Annotated in this window: 17 protein-coding genes; 12 read left to right on the forward strand and 5 right to left on the reverse strand. The window is 71.4% G+C overall.

Annotated features, from left to right (window positions below):
- The first annotated feature begins 92 nt into the window (after positions 1-92).
- The 7 genes from ACGF2V_RS14180 (at position 93) to ACGF2V_RS14210 (ending at position 7,247) form a co-directional block, all read left to right on the forward strand.
- On the forward strand, positions 93-1,094 hold the full coding sequence (locus ACGF2V_RS14180) for an ABC transporter permease (protein ID WP_362626069.1): 1,002 nt from the start codon (positions 93-95) through the stop codon (positions 1,092-1,094).
- Entirely contained in the window at positions 1,091-2,188 is a 1,098-nt protein-coding gene (locus tag ACGF2V_RS14185; RefSeq protein WP_362626071.1) for an ABC transporter ATP-binding protein, read from the forward strand. Before ACGF2V_RS14180 ends, ACGF2V_RS14185 begins: the two co-directional genes overlap by 4 nt.
- Before the next feature lie 56 nt (positions 2,189-2,244).
- Entirely contained in the window at positions 2,245-3,474 is a 1,230-nt protein-coding gene (locus ACGF2V_RS14190) for an ABC transporter ATP-binding protein (RefSeq protein ID WP_392912106.1), read from the forward strand.
- 28 nt (positions 3,475-3,502) lie between these two features.
- On the forward strand, positions 3,503-4,174 hold the full coding sequence (locus ACGF2V_RS14195; protein ID WP_362626076.1) for a trimeric intracellular cation channel family protein: 672 nt from the start codon (positions 3,503-3,505) through the stop codon (positions 4,172-4,174).
- A gap of 92 nt (positions 4,175-4,266) precedes the next feature.
- Positions 4,267-5,139 (forward strand): thioesterase family protein, encoded by an 873-nt coding sequence (locus tag ACGF2V_RS14200; RefSeq protein WP_362705232.1) that lies wholly within the window; start codon positions 4,267-4,269, stop codon positions 5,137-5,139.
- Positions 5,140-5,252: 113 nt separating this feature from the next.
- On the forward strand, positions 5,253-5,726 hold the full coding sequence (locus ACGF2V_RS14205) for a carboxymuconolactone decarboxylase family protein (protein WP_362626083.1): 474 nt from the start codon (positions 5,253-5,255) through the stop codon (positions 5,724-5,726).
- Positions 5,727-6,077: 351 nt separating this feature from the next.
- Positions 6,078-7,247, forward strand: a complete 1,170-nt coding sequence (locus ACGF2V_RS14210; protein WP_362626086.1) for a cysteine desulfurase family protein — start codon at positions 6,078-6,080, stop codon at positions 7,245-7,247.
- Between the two features lie 141 nt (positions 7,248-7,388).
- Here the strand turns inward: ACGF2V_RS14210 and ACGF2V_RS14215 are convergent, their stop codons facing one another.
- Positions 7,389-8,126 carry an N-acetylmuramoyl-L-alanine amidase gene (locus tag ACGF2V_RS14215; RefSeq protein ID WP_362705230.1) on the reverse strand — a complete coding sequence of 246 codons (738 nt, stop codon included), beginning with the start codon at positions 8,124-8,126 and terminating at the stop codon, positions 7,389-7,391.
- A gap of 61 nt (positions 8,127-8,187) precedes the next feature.
- On the opposite strand from ACGF2V_RS14215, the gene mnmA reads away from it, so the two are divergent.
- Positions 8,188-9,318, forward strand: a complete 1,131-nt coding sequence (gene mnmA, locus ACGF2V_RS14220; RefSeq protein ID WP_362705227.1) for a tRNA 2-thiouridine(34) synthase MnmA — start codon at positions 8,188-8,190, stop codon at positions 9,316-9,318.
- Positions 9,319-9,422: 104 nt separating this feature from the next.
- Here the strand turns inward: mnmA and ACGF2V_RS14225 are convergent, their stop codons facing one another.
- The 4 genes from ACGF2V_RS14225 to ACGF2V_RS14240 form a co-directional block, all read right to left on the reverse strand.
- Positions 9,423-9,641, reverse strand: coding sequence for a DUF397 domain-containing protein (locus ACGF2V_RS14225; protein ID WP_362626095.1), 219 nt, complete (start codon positions 9,639-9,641; stop codon positions 9,423-9,425).
- Positions 9,638-9,931 carry a Scr1 family TA system antitoxin-like transcriptional regulator gene (locus ACGF2V_RS14230; RefSeq protein WP_362705222.1) on the reverse strand — a complete coding sequence of 98 codons (294 nt, stop codon included), beginning with the start codon at positions 9,929-9,931 and terminating at the stop codon, positions 9,638-9,640. The genes ACGF2V_RS14225 and ACGF2V_RS14230 overlap by 4 nt, the downstream gene beginning before the upstream one ends.
- A gap of 46 nt (positions 9,932-9,977) precedes the next feature.
- Positions 9,978-10,781 (reverse strand): alpha/beta fold hydrolase, encoded by an 804-nt coding sequence (locus tag ACGF2V_RS14235; protein ID WP_362705219.1) that lies wholly within the window; start codon positions 10,779-10,781, stop codon positions 9,978-9,980.
- A 141-nt stretch (positions 10,782-10,922) separates the two neighbouring features.
- The gene (locus ACGF2V_RS14240) at positions 10,923-11,267 is read right to left on the reverse strand and encodes a DUF427 domain-containing protein (RefSeq protein WP_362705216.1); all 345 of its coding nucleotides are present in this window, start codon (positions 11,265-11,267) and stop codon (positions 10,923-10,925) included.
- A 147-nt stretch (positions 11,268-11,414) separates the two neighbouring features.
- On the opposite strand from ACGF2V_RS14240, the gene ACGF2V_RS14245 reads away from it, so the two are divergent.
- The 4 genes from ACGF2V_RS14245 to ligA all read left to right on the forward strand — a co-directional run bounded on the left by ACGF2V_RS14245 (position 11,415) and on the right by ligA (position 16,297).
- Positions 11,415-11,954 (forward strand): TIGR00730 family Rossman fold protein, encoded by a 540-nt coding sequence (locus tag ACGF2V_RS14245; protein WP_362705213.1) that lies wholly within the window; start codon positions 11,415-11,417, stop codon positions 11,952-11,954.
- Positions 11,955-12,057: 103 nt separating this feature from the next.
- The gene (locus ACGF2V_RS14250; protein WP_362705211.1) at positions 12,058-12,747 is read left to right on the forward strand and encodes an SDR family oxidoreductase; all 690 of its coding nucleotides are present in this window, start codon (positions 12,058-12,060) and stop codon (positions 12,745-12,747) included.
- A 301-nt stretch (positions 12,748-13,048) separates the two neighbouring features.
- Positions 13,049-14,074 (forward strand): methionine synthase, encoded by a 1,026-nt coding sequence (locus tag ACGF2V_RS14255; protein WP_362705208.1) that lies wholly within the window; start codon positions 13,049-13,051, stop codon positions 14,072-14,074.
- A gap of 30 nt (positions 14,075-14,104) precedes the next feature.
- The gene (gene ligA, locus ACGF2V_RS14260) at positions 14,105-16,297 is read left to right on the forward strand and encodes an NAD-dependent DNA ligase LigA (RefSeq protein WP_362705205.1); all 2,193 of its coding nucleotides are present in this window, start codon (positions 14,105-14,107) and stop codon (positions 16,295-16,297) included.
- The last annotated feature ends 151 nt before the right edge of the window (positions 16,298-16,448 follow it).

The following is a 16,448-nucleotide window of genomic DNA, read 5'->3' on the forward strand; positions in this document are numbered from 1 at the left end:
CCCCACCGGCGGGGGGGGGGCGGGGGCGGGGGGGGGCCGCGCCCCCCCCCCCCCCCCCCCCCCCCCCCCCCCCCCCCCCCGGGCCGCGCACAGTGCTTGCTTATCTCATCCGGCGCCTGTTCGCCGTAGTCATCATGGTGCTCGTCGTACTGCTCGCGACCTTCACCATCTTCTTCATGCTGCCCAAGTGGGCGGGTCAGGACGTCGCAGTCCTCTTCGCCGGCAAGGCCACCGGTGCCGAGCAGCTCGCGGGCATCCGGATCAAACTGGGGCTCGACGAGCCCCTCCTCGTCCAGTTCTGGGACTTCGTCAAGGGCATCCCGATGGGGCGCGACTACACGAACGGTGACGACGTCACCCACTGTGCCGCCCCCTGCTTCGGGTACTCCTTCCGCACCGAGGTGCCGGTCTGGACCACCCTCAAGGACGCCCTGCCGGTCACCGCCGCGCTCGCCGCGGGCGCCTGCGTGCTGTGGCTCCTCGGCGGTGTGGCCACCGGCGTCGTGTCCGCGCTCAAGCGCGGCACCATCTGGGACCGGGCCGCGATGACCACCGCCCTCGGTGGCGTCTCCCTGCCGATCTTCTTCACCGGCATGGTCGCGATGGGCCTGTTCGTGCACACCCTCGGGTGGGTCGACATCGCCGACAACCTCTCCACCGACGACAGCATCGGCGTCTGGTTCCAGACCCTGATCCTGCCGTGGATCGTGCTCGCCTTCCTGAACGCCGCGATGTACGCCCGGCTCACCCGGGCCACCATGCTCGACGTGCTGGGCGAGGACTACATCCGCACCGCCCGTGCCAAGGGGCTGGGCGAGGGCACCGTCATCACCCGGCATGCCCTGCGTTCCGCGATGACGCCGATCCTCACCGTCTTCGGCCTCGACATCGGCGTGCTCCTCGGTGGCGCGGTCCTCACGGAGTCCACGTTCAACCTGCCCGGTCTGGGTCTCGCGGCCGTCCAGGCCATCAGCGACAAGGACCTGCCCGTGATCCTCGGCGTCACCCTGTTCGCGGCGCTCGCCATCGCCGTCGCCAACCTCGTCGTCGACATTCTGTACGCCGTCATCGACCCGCGAGTGAGGCTGGGATGACCGAACTGCACAAGAGCGGTGCCGCGCTGGGCGAACCCGTCGCGGACTCGCCCGCCCCCACCGCCTTCCTGGACGTGCGCGACCTGAAGGTGCACTTCCCGACGGACGACGGTCTCGTCAAGTCCGTCGACGGGCTCAGCTTCACGCTGGAGAAGGGCAAGACCCTCGGCATCGTGGGCGAGTCCGGCTCCGGCAAGTCCGTCACCTCGCTCGGGATCATGGGCCTGCACACCGCCGGCCAGTACGGCAAGCGCAAGGCGCGGCTGTCGGGCGAGATCTGGCTGGACGGCAAGGAGCTGCTGTCTGCGGACCCCGACGAGGTCCGCAGGCTGCGCGGCCGCGACATGGCCATGATCTTCCAGGACCCGCTGTCGGCGCTGCACCCGTACTACACGATCGGCAAGCAGATCGTGGAGGCGTACCGGGTCCACCACGACGTGGACAAGAAGGCCGCCCGCAGGCGTGCGATCGAGATGCTCGACCGGGTCGGCATCCCGCAGCCCGACAAGCGTGTCGACAGCTACCCGCACGAGTTCTCCGGCGGGATGCGCCAGCGCGCGATGATCGCGATGTCGCTGGTCAACAACCCCGAGCTGCTGATCGCCGACGAGCCGACGACCGCACTGGACGTGACCGTCCAGGCGCAGATCCTCGACCTGATTCGCGATCTGCAGAAGGAGTTCGGCTCCGCGGTCATCGTCATCACCCACGACCTGGGCGTCGTGGCCGAGCTCGCCGACGACATCCTCGTGATGTACGGCGGGCGCTGCGTCGAGCGCGGACCGGCCGAGAAGGTGTTCTACGAACCCCGGCACCCCTACACCTGGGGTCTGCTGGGCTCGATGCCGCGCCTCGACCGCGACCAGACCGACCGGCTCATCCCGGTCAAGGGCTCCCCGCCGTCGCTCATCAACATCCCCTCGGGCTGCGCCTTCAACCCGCGCTGCCCGTACGCGGACGTGCCCGAGGGCGACGTGACCCGCACCGTACGGCCCGAGCTGCGGGAGGTCGGCAGCCGGCACTGGGCGGCCTGCCACATGTCGCAGGAGCAGCGGGAGCGGATCTGGACCGAAGAGATTGCGCCCAAGCTGTGAGCGAGGACAAGGCCGTGACGAGCGAGGACAAGGGCAGGGCGAGCGGGGGCGAGGGCATGGCGAACGCGGGCAGGGACGCGGAGGTGCCCGGGCAGCGGGCCGCCGGGAACGGGGCACCGGCCGGGAAGGACCCGGCCTCCCGCGAGGTGCTGCTGAGGGCGACCGGTCTGCAGAAGCACTTCCCCATCAGGAAGGGGATGCTGCAGCGCACCGTCGGTGCCGTGAAGGCGGTCGACGGGATCGACTTCGAGGTGCGCGCGGGGGAGACCCTGGGGGTCGTCGGGGAGTCCGGCTGCGGCAAGTCGACGATGGGCCGGCTGATCACCCGGCTGCTCGAACCCACCGCGGGGAAGATCGAGTTCGAGGGTCAGGACATCACGCACCTCGGCGTCGGCGCCATGCGCCCGATGCGCCGCGACATGCAGATGATCTTCCAGGACCCGTACTCGTCGCTGAACCCCCGGCACACGATCGGCACGATCGTGGGCGCCCCCTTCAAGCTGCAGGGCGTGACGCCCGAGGGCGGCGTGAAGAAGGAGGTGCAGCGGCTGCTGGAGGTCGTGGGCCTCAACCCCGAGCACTACAACCGCTACCCGCACGAGTTCTCCGGCGGTCAGCGCCAGCGCATCGGGATCGCCCGCGCGCTCGCGCTCAAGCCCAAGCTCGTCGTGGCGGACGAGCCGGTGTCGGCGCTGGACGTCTCCATCCAGGCACAGGTCGTGAACCTGCTCGACGACCTCCAGGCCGAGCTGGGCCTGACGTACGTGATCATCGCTCACGACCTCTCGGTCGTCCGGCACGTCTCGGACCGGATCGCGGTGATGTACCTGGGCAAGGTCGTGGAGCTGGCCGATCGCGACTCGCTCTACACGGCGCCGATGCACCCGTACACCAAGGCATTGCTGTCGGCGGTCCCGATCCCGGACCCGAGGCGCCGGGCGGCCAAGAGCGAACGCATCCTGCTGAAGGGCGACGTGCCGTCGCCGATCTCGCCGCCCAGCGGCTGCCGCTTCCACACCCGCTGCTGGAAGGCGACGGAGACCTGCCGGACGCAGGAACCGCCGCTGGTCGCGCTGAAGACCGGTCACCAGGTCGCCTGCCACCACCCGGAGAACGCGCCGGACCAGGTGCCGGGGGAGACCGTGACACAGGAGGCGCGCGAGGCGATCGAGATCGTCTCGATCCAGAAGACGGAGGCCGACGGCGGCGCGGCGGAGAAGTCCACGGCGGGGGATTCGGCCGAGGGATCGTCGTCCGGTACGCCGGAAGCCGGCCCGAAGGAGTAGTACCGAGGGATACCGGCACAATTGCCCGGTGCTCAACGAACTGTTCACGCCCTCCGTCCAGCACGCGCTCGACATCGCGGGGATCTTCGTCTTCGCGATCTCCGGCGCACTGCTCGCCGTACGCAAGAACTTCGATGTCTTCGGCATCGCGGTGCTCGCCGAGGTGACCGCGCTGGGCGGAGGGCTGTTCCGTGACATCGTCATCGGCGCGATCCCTCCGGCGGCGTTCACGGACCTCGGCTACTTCACCACCCCGCTCCTCGCCGCCGCGCTGGTGTTCTTCCTGCATCCGCACGTCGAGCGGATCCAGGTGGCGGTCAACGTCTTCGACGCGGCGGGCCTCGGGCTGTTCTGCGTCACCGGCACGGTCAAGGCGTACGGGTACGGCCTCGGCCTGACCGCGTCGGCGGCGCTGGGACTGGCCACCGCGGTGGGCGGCGGCGTACTGCGCGACGTCCTGGCCAACGAAGTGCCGTCGCTGCTGCGCTGGGACCGCGACCTGTACGCGGTGCCCGCGATGGTCGGCGCCACGATGATCGCGCTGTGCATCCGCTTCGACGTGCTCAATGCGCTCACCAGCGGCGCCGCGGTCGTCACGGCCTTCGTGCTGCGACTGTTCGCGATGCGCTACCACTGGCGCGCGCCGCGTGCGTACAACCGGAAGTCGTCGACGGCCGAGGAGGGTTCCGCGGCCATGTGACACGGACTCCGGGGCCTCCGGCAACGGTTGTGCGCATCATCTCATCATAAAAAGCTACCGCTTAGTAACGCTGTCGATGTACGGTGCGTCGCATGGCACAGGCAACAGAGCACGCGGTGCGCACCGCCCAGGCGACCGCAACCATCGGGGACAGTGAGTTCGACCGCGACACCGCCGTCACCCTTCGCGAGGAAGGCGTCTACGACGCCGAACTCTCCGCGGGATGGACGATCATCCACGCGGTCAACGGCGGCTATCTGCTGGCCATGCTCGGCCGCGCGCTCGGCGACGCACTGCCCCACCCGGACCCCTTCTCGATCTCCGCCCACTACCTCACCCCGTCCGTCCCCGGCCCCGCGGTGATCCGGACGCAGATGGCCCGTACCGGCCGCACCCTCTCGACCGGGCAGGCGTCCCTCTTCCAGTACGCGCAGGACGGCACCGAGGTCGAGCGCATTCGTGTCCTCGCCACCTACGGCGATCTGGACGCGCTGAGCGAAGAGGTGCGCACCTCCGCGAAGCCGCCGGCCATCCCGCCCGTGGAGCACTGCCTCGGCCCCGGCGACGGCCCGGCTCCGATTCCCGGCAGCTCCGCCATCGCCGACCGGATCGACATCAAGCTCGACCCGGCGACGGTCGGCTGGGCGATCGGCGCCCCTTCCGGCAAGGGCGAGATGCGCGGCTGGTTCGGTCTCGCGGACGGTCGCGACCCCGATCCGCTCTCCCTCCTGCTCACCGTCGACGCGCTGCCGCCCACCGCGTTCGAGCTGGGCCTGAAGGGCTGGACGCCGACCGTCGAACTCACCACCCACGTCCGCTGCCGCCCCGCCCCCGGCCCGCTCCGGGTCTCCATCACCACCCGCAACCTCGCCGGCGGCTTCCTGGAGGAGGACGCGGACGTCTGGGACAGCGCGGACCGCCTGGTCGCCCAGTCCCGCCAGCTGGCCCGGGCGTCGCGGGGGTAGCGGGCCCGCGAGGGAGGTGTGCGGGGAGACGCGGGTCACACCGGTACGTGTCACATCGCGCGGACCGTCTCCGTCGTAGGGGTGTATCCGCCCACAACGGCAAGGAGTGCACCATGGAAGCCCGCTTGAACCTGTTCACCAACCCGGTCATGGCCAAGGCCCTGAAGCACCTCGTCTCGGCGGGCAAGCCGGTCGCGGACTCGTCGCTGCCGGCCGCGACGCGCGAACTGGTGCTGCTCCGCGCCAGCCAGATCAACGGGTGCGGCTTCTGCGTCGACATGCACACCAAGGACGCCGTGCACGCGGGGGAGACCGCGGGGCGTCTCAACCTGGTCGCGGCCTGGCGCGAGGCGACGGTGTTCACCGACGCCGAGCGTGCCGCGCTGGAGCTGGCGGAGGAGGGAACCCGTATCGCCGATGCGGCCGGTGGTGTCAGCGACGAGGTCTGGGCCAACGCCGCCAAGTACTACGACGAGGAGCAGCTCGGCGCTCTGGTGTCGCTGATCGCCGTCATCAACGCCTTCAACCGCGTGAACGTCATGACCCGGCAGCCCGCCGGCGACTACCAGCCGGGCCAGTTCGGCTGACCCACGTCGGTTCGGAAGGACGGACCCGCCCGGACCTCCGTGTCCGGGCCGGGTCCGCCGTGCCGGACGGCGCCGCCCGGCCGGATCGGCCGGCCGCGGGCGGCGCGGCAAAGGCCGCGAGCTCGCGGTGCGCGCCGGCGGGGCTGCGCGGTGGGCCCAGGTGGGTGCGACCCGAACGGACTCGGGGAGCGGCGCCGGACACCGGAGCCCGACAGGGCGGCCTTGCCGAGGCGATCCCGGGCCCGGCCGGGCGACCGGACGATCCGACCGGTGCGCGGGTGCCGGGCAGCGATGCGCCGTGCGTACGCCCCGCCGCGCACGGGCGGGCGGGCTCGTAGAATCGGGCCCACCATGGTTTACCTCGACCACGCCGCGACCACGCCGATGCTTCCCGAAGTGATCGCCGCGATGACCGCCCAGCTCGCCGCCACCGGTAACGCGTCCTCGCTGCACGCCGCGGGGCGCCGGGCCCGCCGTACCGTCGAGGAGTCGAGAGAGACCCTCGCCGACGCCCTCGGCGCACGCCCCAGCGAAGTGGTCTTCACCTCCGGTGGCACCGAGGCCGACAACCTCGCGGTGAAGGGCCTGTACTGGGCCCGCCGCGACGCCGACCCCCGCCGCACCCGGGTGCTGGCCAGCCCGGTCGAGCATCATGCGGTGCTGGACGCCGTCCACTGGCTCGCCGAGCACGAGGGCGCGAACGTCGAGTACCTCCCCGTCGACCGGTACGGCCGCGTCCACGCCGACGCGCTGCGCGAGGCGGTCCTCCGCGACCCCGACGACGTCGCCCTGATCACCGTCATGTGGGCCAACAACGAGATCGGCACGATCATGCCGATACGCGAACTGACGGACGTGGCCCGCGAGTTCGACGTACCCATGCACGCCGACGCGGTGCAGGCGTTCGGGCAGCTGGACGTCGACTTCGCCCGTTCCGGGCTGGCCGCGATGACGGTCAGCGCGCACAAAATCGGCGGCCCGTTCGGCATCGGCGCGCTGCTGCTCGGCCGCGAGTACACCCCCGTGCCCGTGCTGCACGGCGGCGGCCAGGAACGGCATGTCCGCTCGGGCACCCTGGACACCCCCGCCATCGCCGCCTTCGCCCTCGCCGGACACCTGGCCGCCGACGGCCGCGAGGAGTTCGCCCGCGAGATCGGCGGACTCCGTGACGATCTCGTCGCGGCGGTGCGCGCGGCCGTGCCCGACGCCGTGCTCGGCGGCGACCCGGCGCCGGGCGGTCGGCTCCCGGCCAACGCCCACTTCACCTTCCCCGGCTGCGAGGGCGACTCCCTGCTCCTGCTGCTGGACGCCCAGGGCATCGAGTGCTCCACCGGTTCCGCGTGCACCGCCGGCATCGCCCAGCCCAGCCATGTCCTGCTGGCCACCGGCACCGATCCGGACCTGGCCCGGGGCACCCTGCGCTTCTCGCTCGGCCACACGTCCACCAAGCAGGACGTCGACGAGGTGGCCCGCGCCATCGGCCCGGCGGTCGAGCGGGCCCGCACGGCGGGACTCGTCTGAGCGGTCACGCGCGCGGGCGCACACGGGCCCGTGAGGCGCACCGGCCCACGGATGCGCCGGGGTGCACGGACGTACCGAGGTGCAACGGCGCTCGGACGCGCCGGCGTGCACGGGCCGCCCAGGCATGAGGTGTGTGGGCGCTCAAGCGCGTGGGGCGCCCGTTTCCGTCCCCGCAGTCCCCGTGGTCCCCGTCGTGCCCGCGGTCCGGGCCGCCCGGACGAGTTTCAGATACCGGTCCCAGTCCCAGTGCGGCCCGGGATCGGTGTGGTCCGCGCCCGGCACCTCCACATGCCCGACGATGTGCTCGCGGTCGACGGGTATGCCGTACCGCTCGCAGATCACCGCCGCCAGCCGGGCGGACGCCCCGTACATCTCGGCCGTGAAGTCCTGCGGCCGGTCGACGAACCCCTCGTGCTCGATGCCGACGCTGCGCTCGTTGTACGACCGGTTCCCCGCGTGGAACGCCACGTCCAGCTCACGGATCATCTGCGTCACATGACCGTCCCGGCGCACCACGTAGTGGGCCGCCGCACCGTGGCCCGGGTCCTGGAAGACCTTCACCGCGCTCAGGTAGCTGCCCTGGGTCACGTGGACGACGATCCGGTCGACCGCGTATTCCGCGGGGCGGTCGGCCCGGCGCCAGTTCGCCTCGGACGCCGATATCCACTGGGCGTGCGCGTAGTCGACCTCGCCCGGCCTGCGGGGCTTGTCCACCCCGGGCAGCCGCCACCAGGCGCGTTCCAACTCGTCGCGCGCCAGCACGGCCGTGCCCGCCGCCGCGGCCGTGGCGGCGGCGCCGATCAGCAGCCCGCGCCGGCTGACGCCGCGCCCCGACCCCGCCGCGGACCGTTCGGGGCCCGCGTCCCTCTTCGTACCCATGTGATCCCCAACGCATATCCGTGAGCGTTCCGTTCCCGGAGCCCCGTACCCTGGTGGGGCTATGACTCAGACTTCCCAGCGCCCCCTCCGCGTGCTCGCCGCCATGTCGGGCGGCGTCGACTCGGCCGTCGCCGCCGCCCGCGCCGCCGAGGCGGGCCACGACGTGACCGGTGTGCACCTCGCGCTCTCCGCGAACCCGCAGTCCTTCCGTACCGGGGCGCGCGGCTGCTGCACGATCGAGGACTCCCGGGACGCCCGCCGCGCCGCGGACGTCATCGGCATCCCGTTCTACGTCTGGGACCTGGCGGAACGCTTCCGCGAGGACGTCGTGGACGACTTCGTCGCCGAGTACGAGGCCGGGCGCACGCCGAACCCCTGCCTGCGCTGCAACGAGAAGATCAAGTTCGCCGCGCTGCTCGACAAGGCCCTCGCGCTCGGCTTCGACGCCGTGTGCACGGGCCACTACGCCACCGTCGTCGTCCGCGAGGACGGCAGCCGCGAACTGCACCGCGCCTCCGACATGGCCAAGGATCAGTCGTACGTCCTCGGCGTCCTCGACGAGAAGCAGCTCGCTCACGCGATGTTCCCGCTCGGCGACACCCTCACCACCAAGGACGAGATCCGCGCCGAGGCCGAGCGCCGGGGCCTGGCCGTCGCGAAGAAGCCCGACAGCCACGACATCTGCTTCATCGCCGACGGCGACACCCAGGGCTTCCTGGCGAGCCGGCTCGGCACCGCCGAGGGCGACATCGTCGACGAGTCGGGCACGAAGGTCGGCACCCACGAGGGCGCGTACGGCTTCACCATCGGCCAGCGCAAGGGCCTGCGCATCGGCCACCCCGCCCCCGACGGCAAGCCGCGCTACGTCCTGGACATCTCCCCGGTGAACAACACGGTGACGGTCGGCCCGGTCGAGGCCCTCGACGTCACGGCCCTCACCGCCATCAAGCCCCGCTGGTGCGGCACCGCCCCGACCGGTCCCGGCACCTACACCGCCCAGCTCCGCGCCCACGGCGGCGAGACCGAGGTGACGGCGGAGTTCGTCGACGACACCCTGCACGTCACCTTCACCGAGCCGGTCCGCGGCGTGGCCCCGGGCCAGGCGGTCGTCCTCTACGACGGCACCCGCGTCGTCGGCTCGGCGACGATCGCGACGACGGTGCGGCGGAAGGCCGCGGCAGCGGCGGGCTGAGGAGGATGAGGCTGCGGCCGTCAGTCGCGAAATTGCGTACGGCTCAGCGAGGAGCCTGTGAGGATCTGCTCACCGGTAGGGCGACTACACCGAGGCCGTGACCCTCACGGGCGGCCCTGTCCGGCATCGCTAGCTTTGACGCTGAGTAGAAGCGCCCTCATGGCGTCTCGGCTGGCAGCCAGAACGATGTCCGGGCTCTCGCTCTCGCGTAGCGCAACACCACCTTCGTCGGCCAACGATGCAACCTCGACACAGTTGTTGCCGCCGCCTGAGCAGAAAGACGAGCGCTGCCAGTCATGTTCGGACACGGTGGAACCTCTCACAGTTCGCGGGCGATTGACCGGATGAGATCGCGCGATTCATCGGGTGGGAGGGCTGATCCCTCCATCAGGTCGAGAAGGGAACGGTAGTTCCCCAGGGGCGTCGGCGCGTCAATGAAGTGACCGCCGAACGATGTGTCCAGCTGGACCGTGTCGAGCTGTCCGACCGGGCCTTCGGTATACAGGATCGACTGACCGGCACCGTGGAAGGCCCCTGCGCGGAACGGGCGAAGCCCCGTGCGGCTCTCCCGGCCGCGGCCGGCCCCCGTACCGGCGTTCCCGCGCCCCGACACGGCCTCGCCCGACCCCCGTGCGGGTGCGGCCGTGTCGGAGGCGGGGTCAGGAGGCCCGGAGCAGGGGGTACGTGTCCTCGGCGAAGAATTCCGCCAGCACCGGGGCCACCGCCTGGGGCGCCAGGTCGCGGGTCTGGCCCGTCAGGGTGCGGTGGCGGGCACGTGGAACGGCGTCCGCGAGGGCGCGGGTCGACCGGTGGGCCCGGGCGGTGCTGGAACCGCCGCACACCACCAGGGTCCGGGCCGCCACGGAGGCGAAGCGCTCGGCCGGGATCGAGCCGTCGCCCAGCAGCGCGTCGTCGTACGCCAGGGTGTGGGCCAGCGCCACCAGGTCGTGCCACAGCGGTGCACGCCGCATCCGGGCGACGGTGTCGGCCGGGACGCCTGTCACGGACAGGAACAGTTCCACGGCCCCGGCGCGGTCCTCGGCGGACAGCAGACGGTGCAGGCGGGCCGTGCAGGACGCCTTGAACTGCGCCCCGGCGGCGCCGGGCGTGTACGTGGGCTCGTACACCGCCAGCAGGTCGACGGGCACCCCCGCCGCGGCGGCCTCCAGGGCCAGCGCCCCGCCCGCGCCCACTCCGAACACCGAGGCCCGGCCGCCCAGCGCCGTGATGAGCGCGGCCAGGTCCTCGATCTCGCGCTCCACCGCGTACGGGCCGTTGTCGCCACTGGAGCCGCGTCCGCGTCTGTCGTACGTGACCACGCCGAAGCGCGGGGCGAGGAGGCGTGCCAGGGGCGCCTCGGTCGCCGCCGTGCCCAGTGCCCCGCCGACCAGGACCACCGGCGGTCCTTCACCCCGGCGCCGATAGGCGATCACAGTGCCGTCGCAGGAGAGAGTCTTGTCCATGCAAGTGCAGACCACCGCCCTCCCGAAAACTCATCGCTCCGGCACAAGATTCTTTGGGATTCCTCAAGTCCGCAGGTCGGGGCGGTGGTTGACGGAGGCGGCAGCCGCAGCCGCAGGCGTGCGGCGGCCGGTCGCGGACCTTCAGCCGGTGACGGTCTCGGTTTCGTAGAAGCAGAAGTGGTCCTTGATCGGGGCGACTTCGGGTTTCGGATCCGGATAGGCCCAGACGAGATCGGCCGCGTCCGGAAGCGACCAGTAGGAGGCATCGCCCTTGAACGGGCAGTGCGTCCGTGTCTCCGAAGCCCTCAGGAGATCCGTACGGACGTCCTCGGGCGGCAGGTAGTAGCGGACCGGGCAGCCCGTCTCGCTCAGGACGATCGGGCGGCGGCTCTCGGCGAGCAGTTGCCCGTCGTGGACCACCCGTACGTGCTCGGTGCCGGGCTCGACGGTGATGCGGTGTCCCAGGTGTGCCTGTGTGGGGGTCATGTCTTGTTCAGCCGGGTCGGGGGCCGGTTTCTTCCCCGGCCTTCCTGCCCTCGCTCTCGGCCCTCCCAGCTTTCTCGGTTCTCTGGGGGTGGCCGGAAGGGGGCCCGGTGGCGTGGCCTGTCGGTGGCGACCTCTACGGTGTCCGCCATGAACATCTGCGTCTTCCTCTCCGCCGCCGACCTCGCCGACCGCTACACCCGCCCCGCCCGTGAATTCGCCGAGCTGATCGGCAAGGGCGGGCACACCCTCGTCTGGGGAGGGTCGGAGACCGGGCTGATGAAGGTCGTCGCCGACGGGGTGCAGGAATCGGGCGGGCGGCTGGTCGGCGTGTCGGTCGACTTCCTCGCCGACAAGGCGCGTACCGACGCCGACGAGATGGTGATCGCCCGCGACCTCGCCGAGCGCAAGGCGCTGCTCCTGGAGAAGGCCGACGCGATCGTGATCATGGTGGGCGGCACCGGGACGCTCGACGAGGCAACCGAGATCCTTGAGCTGAAGAAGCACGGCAAGCACGACAAGCCGATCGTCCTGCTGAACACGGCGGGCTTCTACGACGGGCTGCGCCAGCAGTTCCAGCGGATGGAGGACGAGGGCTTCCTGCCCATCCCGCTCACCGACCTGGTGTTCTTCGCCAAGGACGGCGCGAGCGCCCTGGCCCACCTGGAGGAGGCGGCCAAGCAGCGGTGACGCGGGCACGCTGTGACCTTGCGGTGATCACGCGGTGACGTAGCCGAGCGGGAGCGCGCTACGCGACCAGGTGACCCGGCGGCGTGATGAGATCATGGGTGCCATGCCCACTCATGTCATCACCGGCGCCGGGTCCGGCATCGGCGCAGCCGTCGCCCGTCGTCTTCTGGAGCGCGGTGACGAGGCCGTGCTGGTGGCCCGCGACGCGGCCCGCGCCAAGGAGCTCGCCGAGCTGTACCCCGGCGCCCGTACGCTCGTCGGCGACCTCGCCAACCCGGACCGGCTGTCCTGGGCGTTCGCCCACCAGACGATGCCGGAGCGGGTCGACTCGCTGCTGCACGTCGCGGGCGTCGTGGAACTCGGCGCGGTCGGTGACCTCACGCCCAAGGCATGGCACTTTCAGCTCAACGCCAACCTGGTCGCACCCGCCGAGTTGACCCGGCTCCTGCTGCCGCAACTGCGGGTCGCCCAAGGGCATGTGCTCTTCGTGAACTCCGGTGCCGGACTTGCGGCGTCCGCGGAGTGGAGCGCGTACGCCGCCAGCAAGCACGGTCTGAAGGCGCTCGCCGACTCGCTGCGCCAGGAGGAGCACGCGAACGGCGTCCGGGTCACCTCCGTCTACCCGGGACGCACCGCCAGCCCCATGCAGGCCAAGGTCCACCAGCAGGAGGGCAAGGAGTACGACCCCTCCCGCTGGATCGACCCGGAGTCGGTGGCCACCACGATCGTGACGGCCCTCGACCTGCCGCGCGACGCCGAGGTCACCGATCTCAGGGTGCGCCCCGGCCGCTGACCCTCCCGGGCCACCCGCCCGGGTCGCCCGCCCGTGCCCGGCGACGGTCCGGCCCCCGGGGCCGGCTGCCGCTCCGCGTGCGCCGGGCGGCCCTTACGGCCTGGGGCCCAGGGGGAGCAGGCTCGCGCCGCCCTGCGACTCCGCCTGCCGCGTCGTCGGTCTTCCCCAGGGTCTCGGCTTTCCTCGACCTGGGAGACCCCATCCGCGCCGCATCGACTCCCTCCTGCGCCTCGCCACCGAAGCCGCACGACGACGCTCCGTGAGCCACTCCCCATTGCCCCCAGGTCGTTAGGCTTCCCACGTGAGCGAGAAGAACAAGTTCGAGGGTTGCCCGGCCAGCGGAATCGGTTCCATGCCCGGGGGAGACGCACGGGAGGCGGCGAAGACCGTCACCGGGTCCTTCGGGGACGGCGAGGGGCTGCCGTATCTGGCGGAACTCCCGGCCCGCGGGCCCGGCGCGGACATGATCGGGCGGACCGTCGGACTGCTCGTGGACCTGTACGCGCACGTCGAGCCCAGCGGCTGGCGGGTCAGCGACCGGCCCGGCCGGGACACCCGGCGGGCCAGGTCCTGGCTGGGCGAGGACCTCGACGCCCTGGAGGAGTTCACGCAGGGGTACGAGGGGCCCCTCAAGGTCCAGGCCGTCGGCCCGTGGACGCTGGCCGCCGCACTGGAACGGCGGGGCGGCGAGGCCGCGCTCGGCGACCCGGGGGCCTGCCGCGACCTGACGGCCTCACTCGCGGAGGGGCTTCGCGCCCATCTCGCGGAGGTGCGGCGCCGGGTGCCCGCCGCCGATGTGGTGCTCCAGCTCGACGAACCGTCGCTGACCGGCGTACTGAGTGGGGGGATCAGGACGGCGAGCGGCTATCGCACCTACCGGGCCGTGGACCGGCAGATCGTGGAGGGCGCCCTGCGCGACGTCCTGGCGGCGGCCGGGGACGGGGCGACGGTCGTGCACAGCTGTGCCCCCGACGTACCGTTCGCGCTGCTGCGCAGGGCCGGGGCCGACGGCATCTCGTTCGACTTCGGGTTGCTCACGGAGCGTGAGGAGGATGCGATCGGGGAAGCGGTCGAGGGCGGCACCCAGCTCTTCCTCGGAGTGGTGCCCGGCACCGACCCGGCCTCGGGCGGATTGCCCGACCCTGGCGGTAGCGTCATGGGTGTCAGGACGCTGTGGCGCAGGCTGGGGCTGAATCCGGGGACGCTGACGCGGTCCGTGGTGATCACCCCGGCGTGCGGACTGGCGGGTGCCTCGCCCGCGTACGCGCGCGCCGCGCTCGCCCATTGCGCCCGGGCCGCGAGATCGCTCGCAGACAACCCTGAGTGACGGGGTTACGCGTAACGGGAGGATGGAACGATGGCCGGCGAACAGCAGACGGCGGTGCCCGCACAGGCCCGGGAGCGGCACGCGCTCCTCGCCGAACAGATCGAGGAGCACCGCTTCCGGTACTACGTGAACGATCAGCCGGTCGTGAGCGATGCCGAGTTCGACCGCCTGATGCGCGAACTGGAGGGTCTGGAGAGGGAGTACCCGCAGCTGCGCACGCCGGATTCGCCGACGCAGAAGGTGGCGGGTCCGTACCGGACGGAGTTCACCTCGGTCGAGCACCGTGAGCCGATGCTGTCGCTGGACAACGCCTTCGCCGAGGAGGAGCTGACGGCCTGGGGCCAGCGGATCGCCAAGGACGTCGGCACCACCGGCTACCACTTCCTGTGCGAGCTGAAGGTCGACGGCCTCGCGGTCAACCTCACGTACGAGCGCGGGCGGCTGACCCGCGCCGCGACCCGGGGCGACGGCCGCACCGGCGAGGACATCACGCCCAACATCCGGACGATCGCCGAGATCCCGAACCGGCTGAAGGGCGACCGGATCCCGGAACTGCTCGAGATCCGCGGCGAGGTCTTCTTCCCGATGCACGCCTTCGAGGAGCTGAACGCCCGGCTGGTCGCGGCGGAGGACAAGCCGTTCGCCAACCCGCGCAACGCGGCGGCCGGTTCGGTACGCCAGAAGGACCCGAAGGTCACCGCCACCCGCCCGCTGCACATGGTGGTGCACGGGATCGGCGCCCGCGAGGGCTTCGACATCGACCGCCTCTCGCACGCCTACGAGCTGCTGCACGAATGGGGCCTGCCCACCGCCCGGCACTACAAGGTGGTGGATTCGCTCGACGGCGCGCGGGAGTTCATCGCGTACTACGGCGAGAACCGGCATTCCGTGGAGCACGAGATCGACGGTGTCGTCGTCAAGCTCGACGAGATCCCGCTCCAGGGCCGGCTGGGGTCCACCTCGCGCGCCCCGCGCTGGGCGATCGCCTGGAAGTACCCGCCGCAGGAGGTCGACACCAAACTGGTGAACATCCGGGTCGGGGTCGGCCGCACCGGCCGCGTCACACCGTACGCGCAGGTCGAGCCGGTCGAGGTGGCGGGCTCCGAGGTCGAGTTCGCGACTCTGCACAACCAGAACGTGGTGAAGGCGAAGGGCGTCCTCATCGGGGACACGGTCGTGCTCCGCAAGGCGGGCGACGTGATTCCGGAGATCCTCGGCCCGGTGGTCGATCTGCGTGACGGCAGCGAGCGGGAGTTCGTGATGCCGACGCACTGCCCTGAGTGCGGTACGGAGCTGAAGCCCATGAAGGAGGCGGACGTCGACCTCCGCTGCCCCAACGCGCGTTCCTGTCCTGCGCAGTTGCGGGAACGGATCTACTATCTCGCGGGTCGCAAGAGCCTCGACATCGACCACTTCGGCTATGTCGCGGCGGCGGCCCTGACGCAGCCTCTGGCACCCGCCGAGCCGCCGCTGCGCGACGAGGGCGACCTCTTCGGGCTGACGGTCGAACAGCTCCTGCCGATCCGCGCCTACGTCCGCGACCCGGACAGCGGGCTGCCCAAGTGCGACCCGAAGACCGGCGAGGAGAAGACCGCCTGGGTCTTCGCCAACCAGCAGGGCGAGCCGAAGAAGAACGCGCTCGCCATGCTCGACGCCATCGCCGCGGCCAAGAACGCCCCGCTCGCCCGGATCCTCACCGGGCTCTCCATCCGTCATGTGGGCCCGGTCGCGGCGGCGGAGCTGGCCCGCCAGTTCCGCTCCATCGACCGGATCGACGCTGCGACCGAGCAGGAACTGGCCAAGGCCGACGGCGTCGGCGCCATCATCGCAGCCTCGGTGAAGCAGTGGTTCGCCGAGGACTGGCACCGCGAGATCCTGCGCAAGTGGCGGGAGGCCGGGGTCCGGCTGGAGGACGAGGGAGCGGGGGAGGAGGCGGGGCCGCGCCCGCTCGAAGGGCTCACCGTCGTCGTCACCGGCACGCTGTCCGGCCACACCAGAGATGGCGCGAAAGCGGCGCTGCAGAGCCGTGGGGCGAAGGTGACGGGCTCGGTGTCGAAGAAGACCTCCTTCGTGGTCGTCGGTGACAACCCCGGTTCGAAGTACGACAAGGCGGTGCAGTTGAAGGTGCCCGTGCTGGACGAGGACGGCTTCACCGTGCTGCTCGAACAGGGGCCGGACGCCGCGCGCGAGGCGGCCGCGCCCGTCGAGGGACCGGCGGAGTGACAACCGGCGGAGCGGGCTGCGGGGAAACGAGCGAGAAGCGGGGATGGAAAGAGCGGGGTGCGGGGACGGGGAAGTCCGGTGCGAGGGTGGTGGAGCGGGGCACGTGGTCGGCGACTGGCCGGTCGAATCGGTACATCCATGGGCACATGAC

Source organism: Streptomyces sp. NPDC047982, assembly GCF_043204165.1.
Classification (GTDB): Bacteria; Actinomycetota; Actinomycetes; order Streptomycetales; family Streptomycetaceae; genus Streptomyces.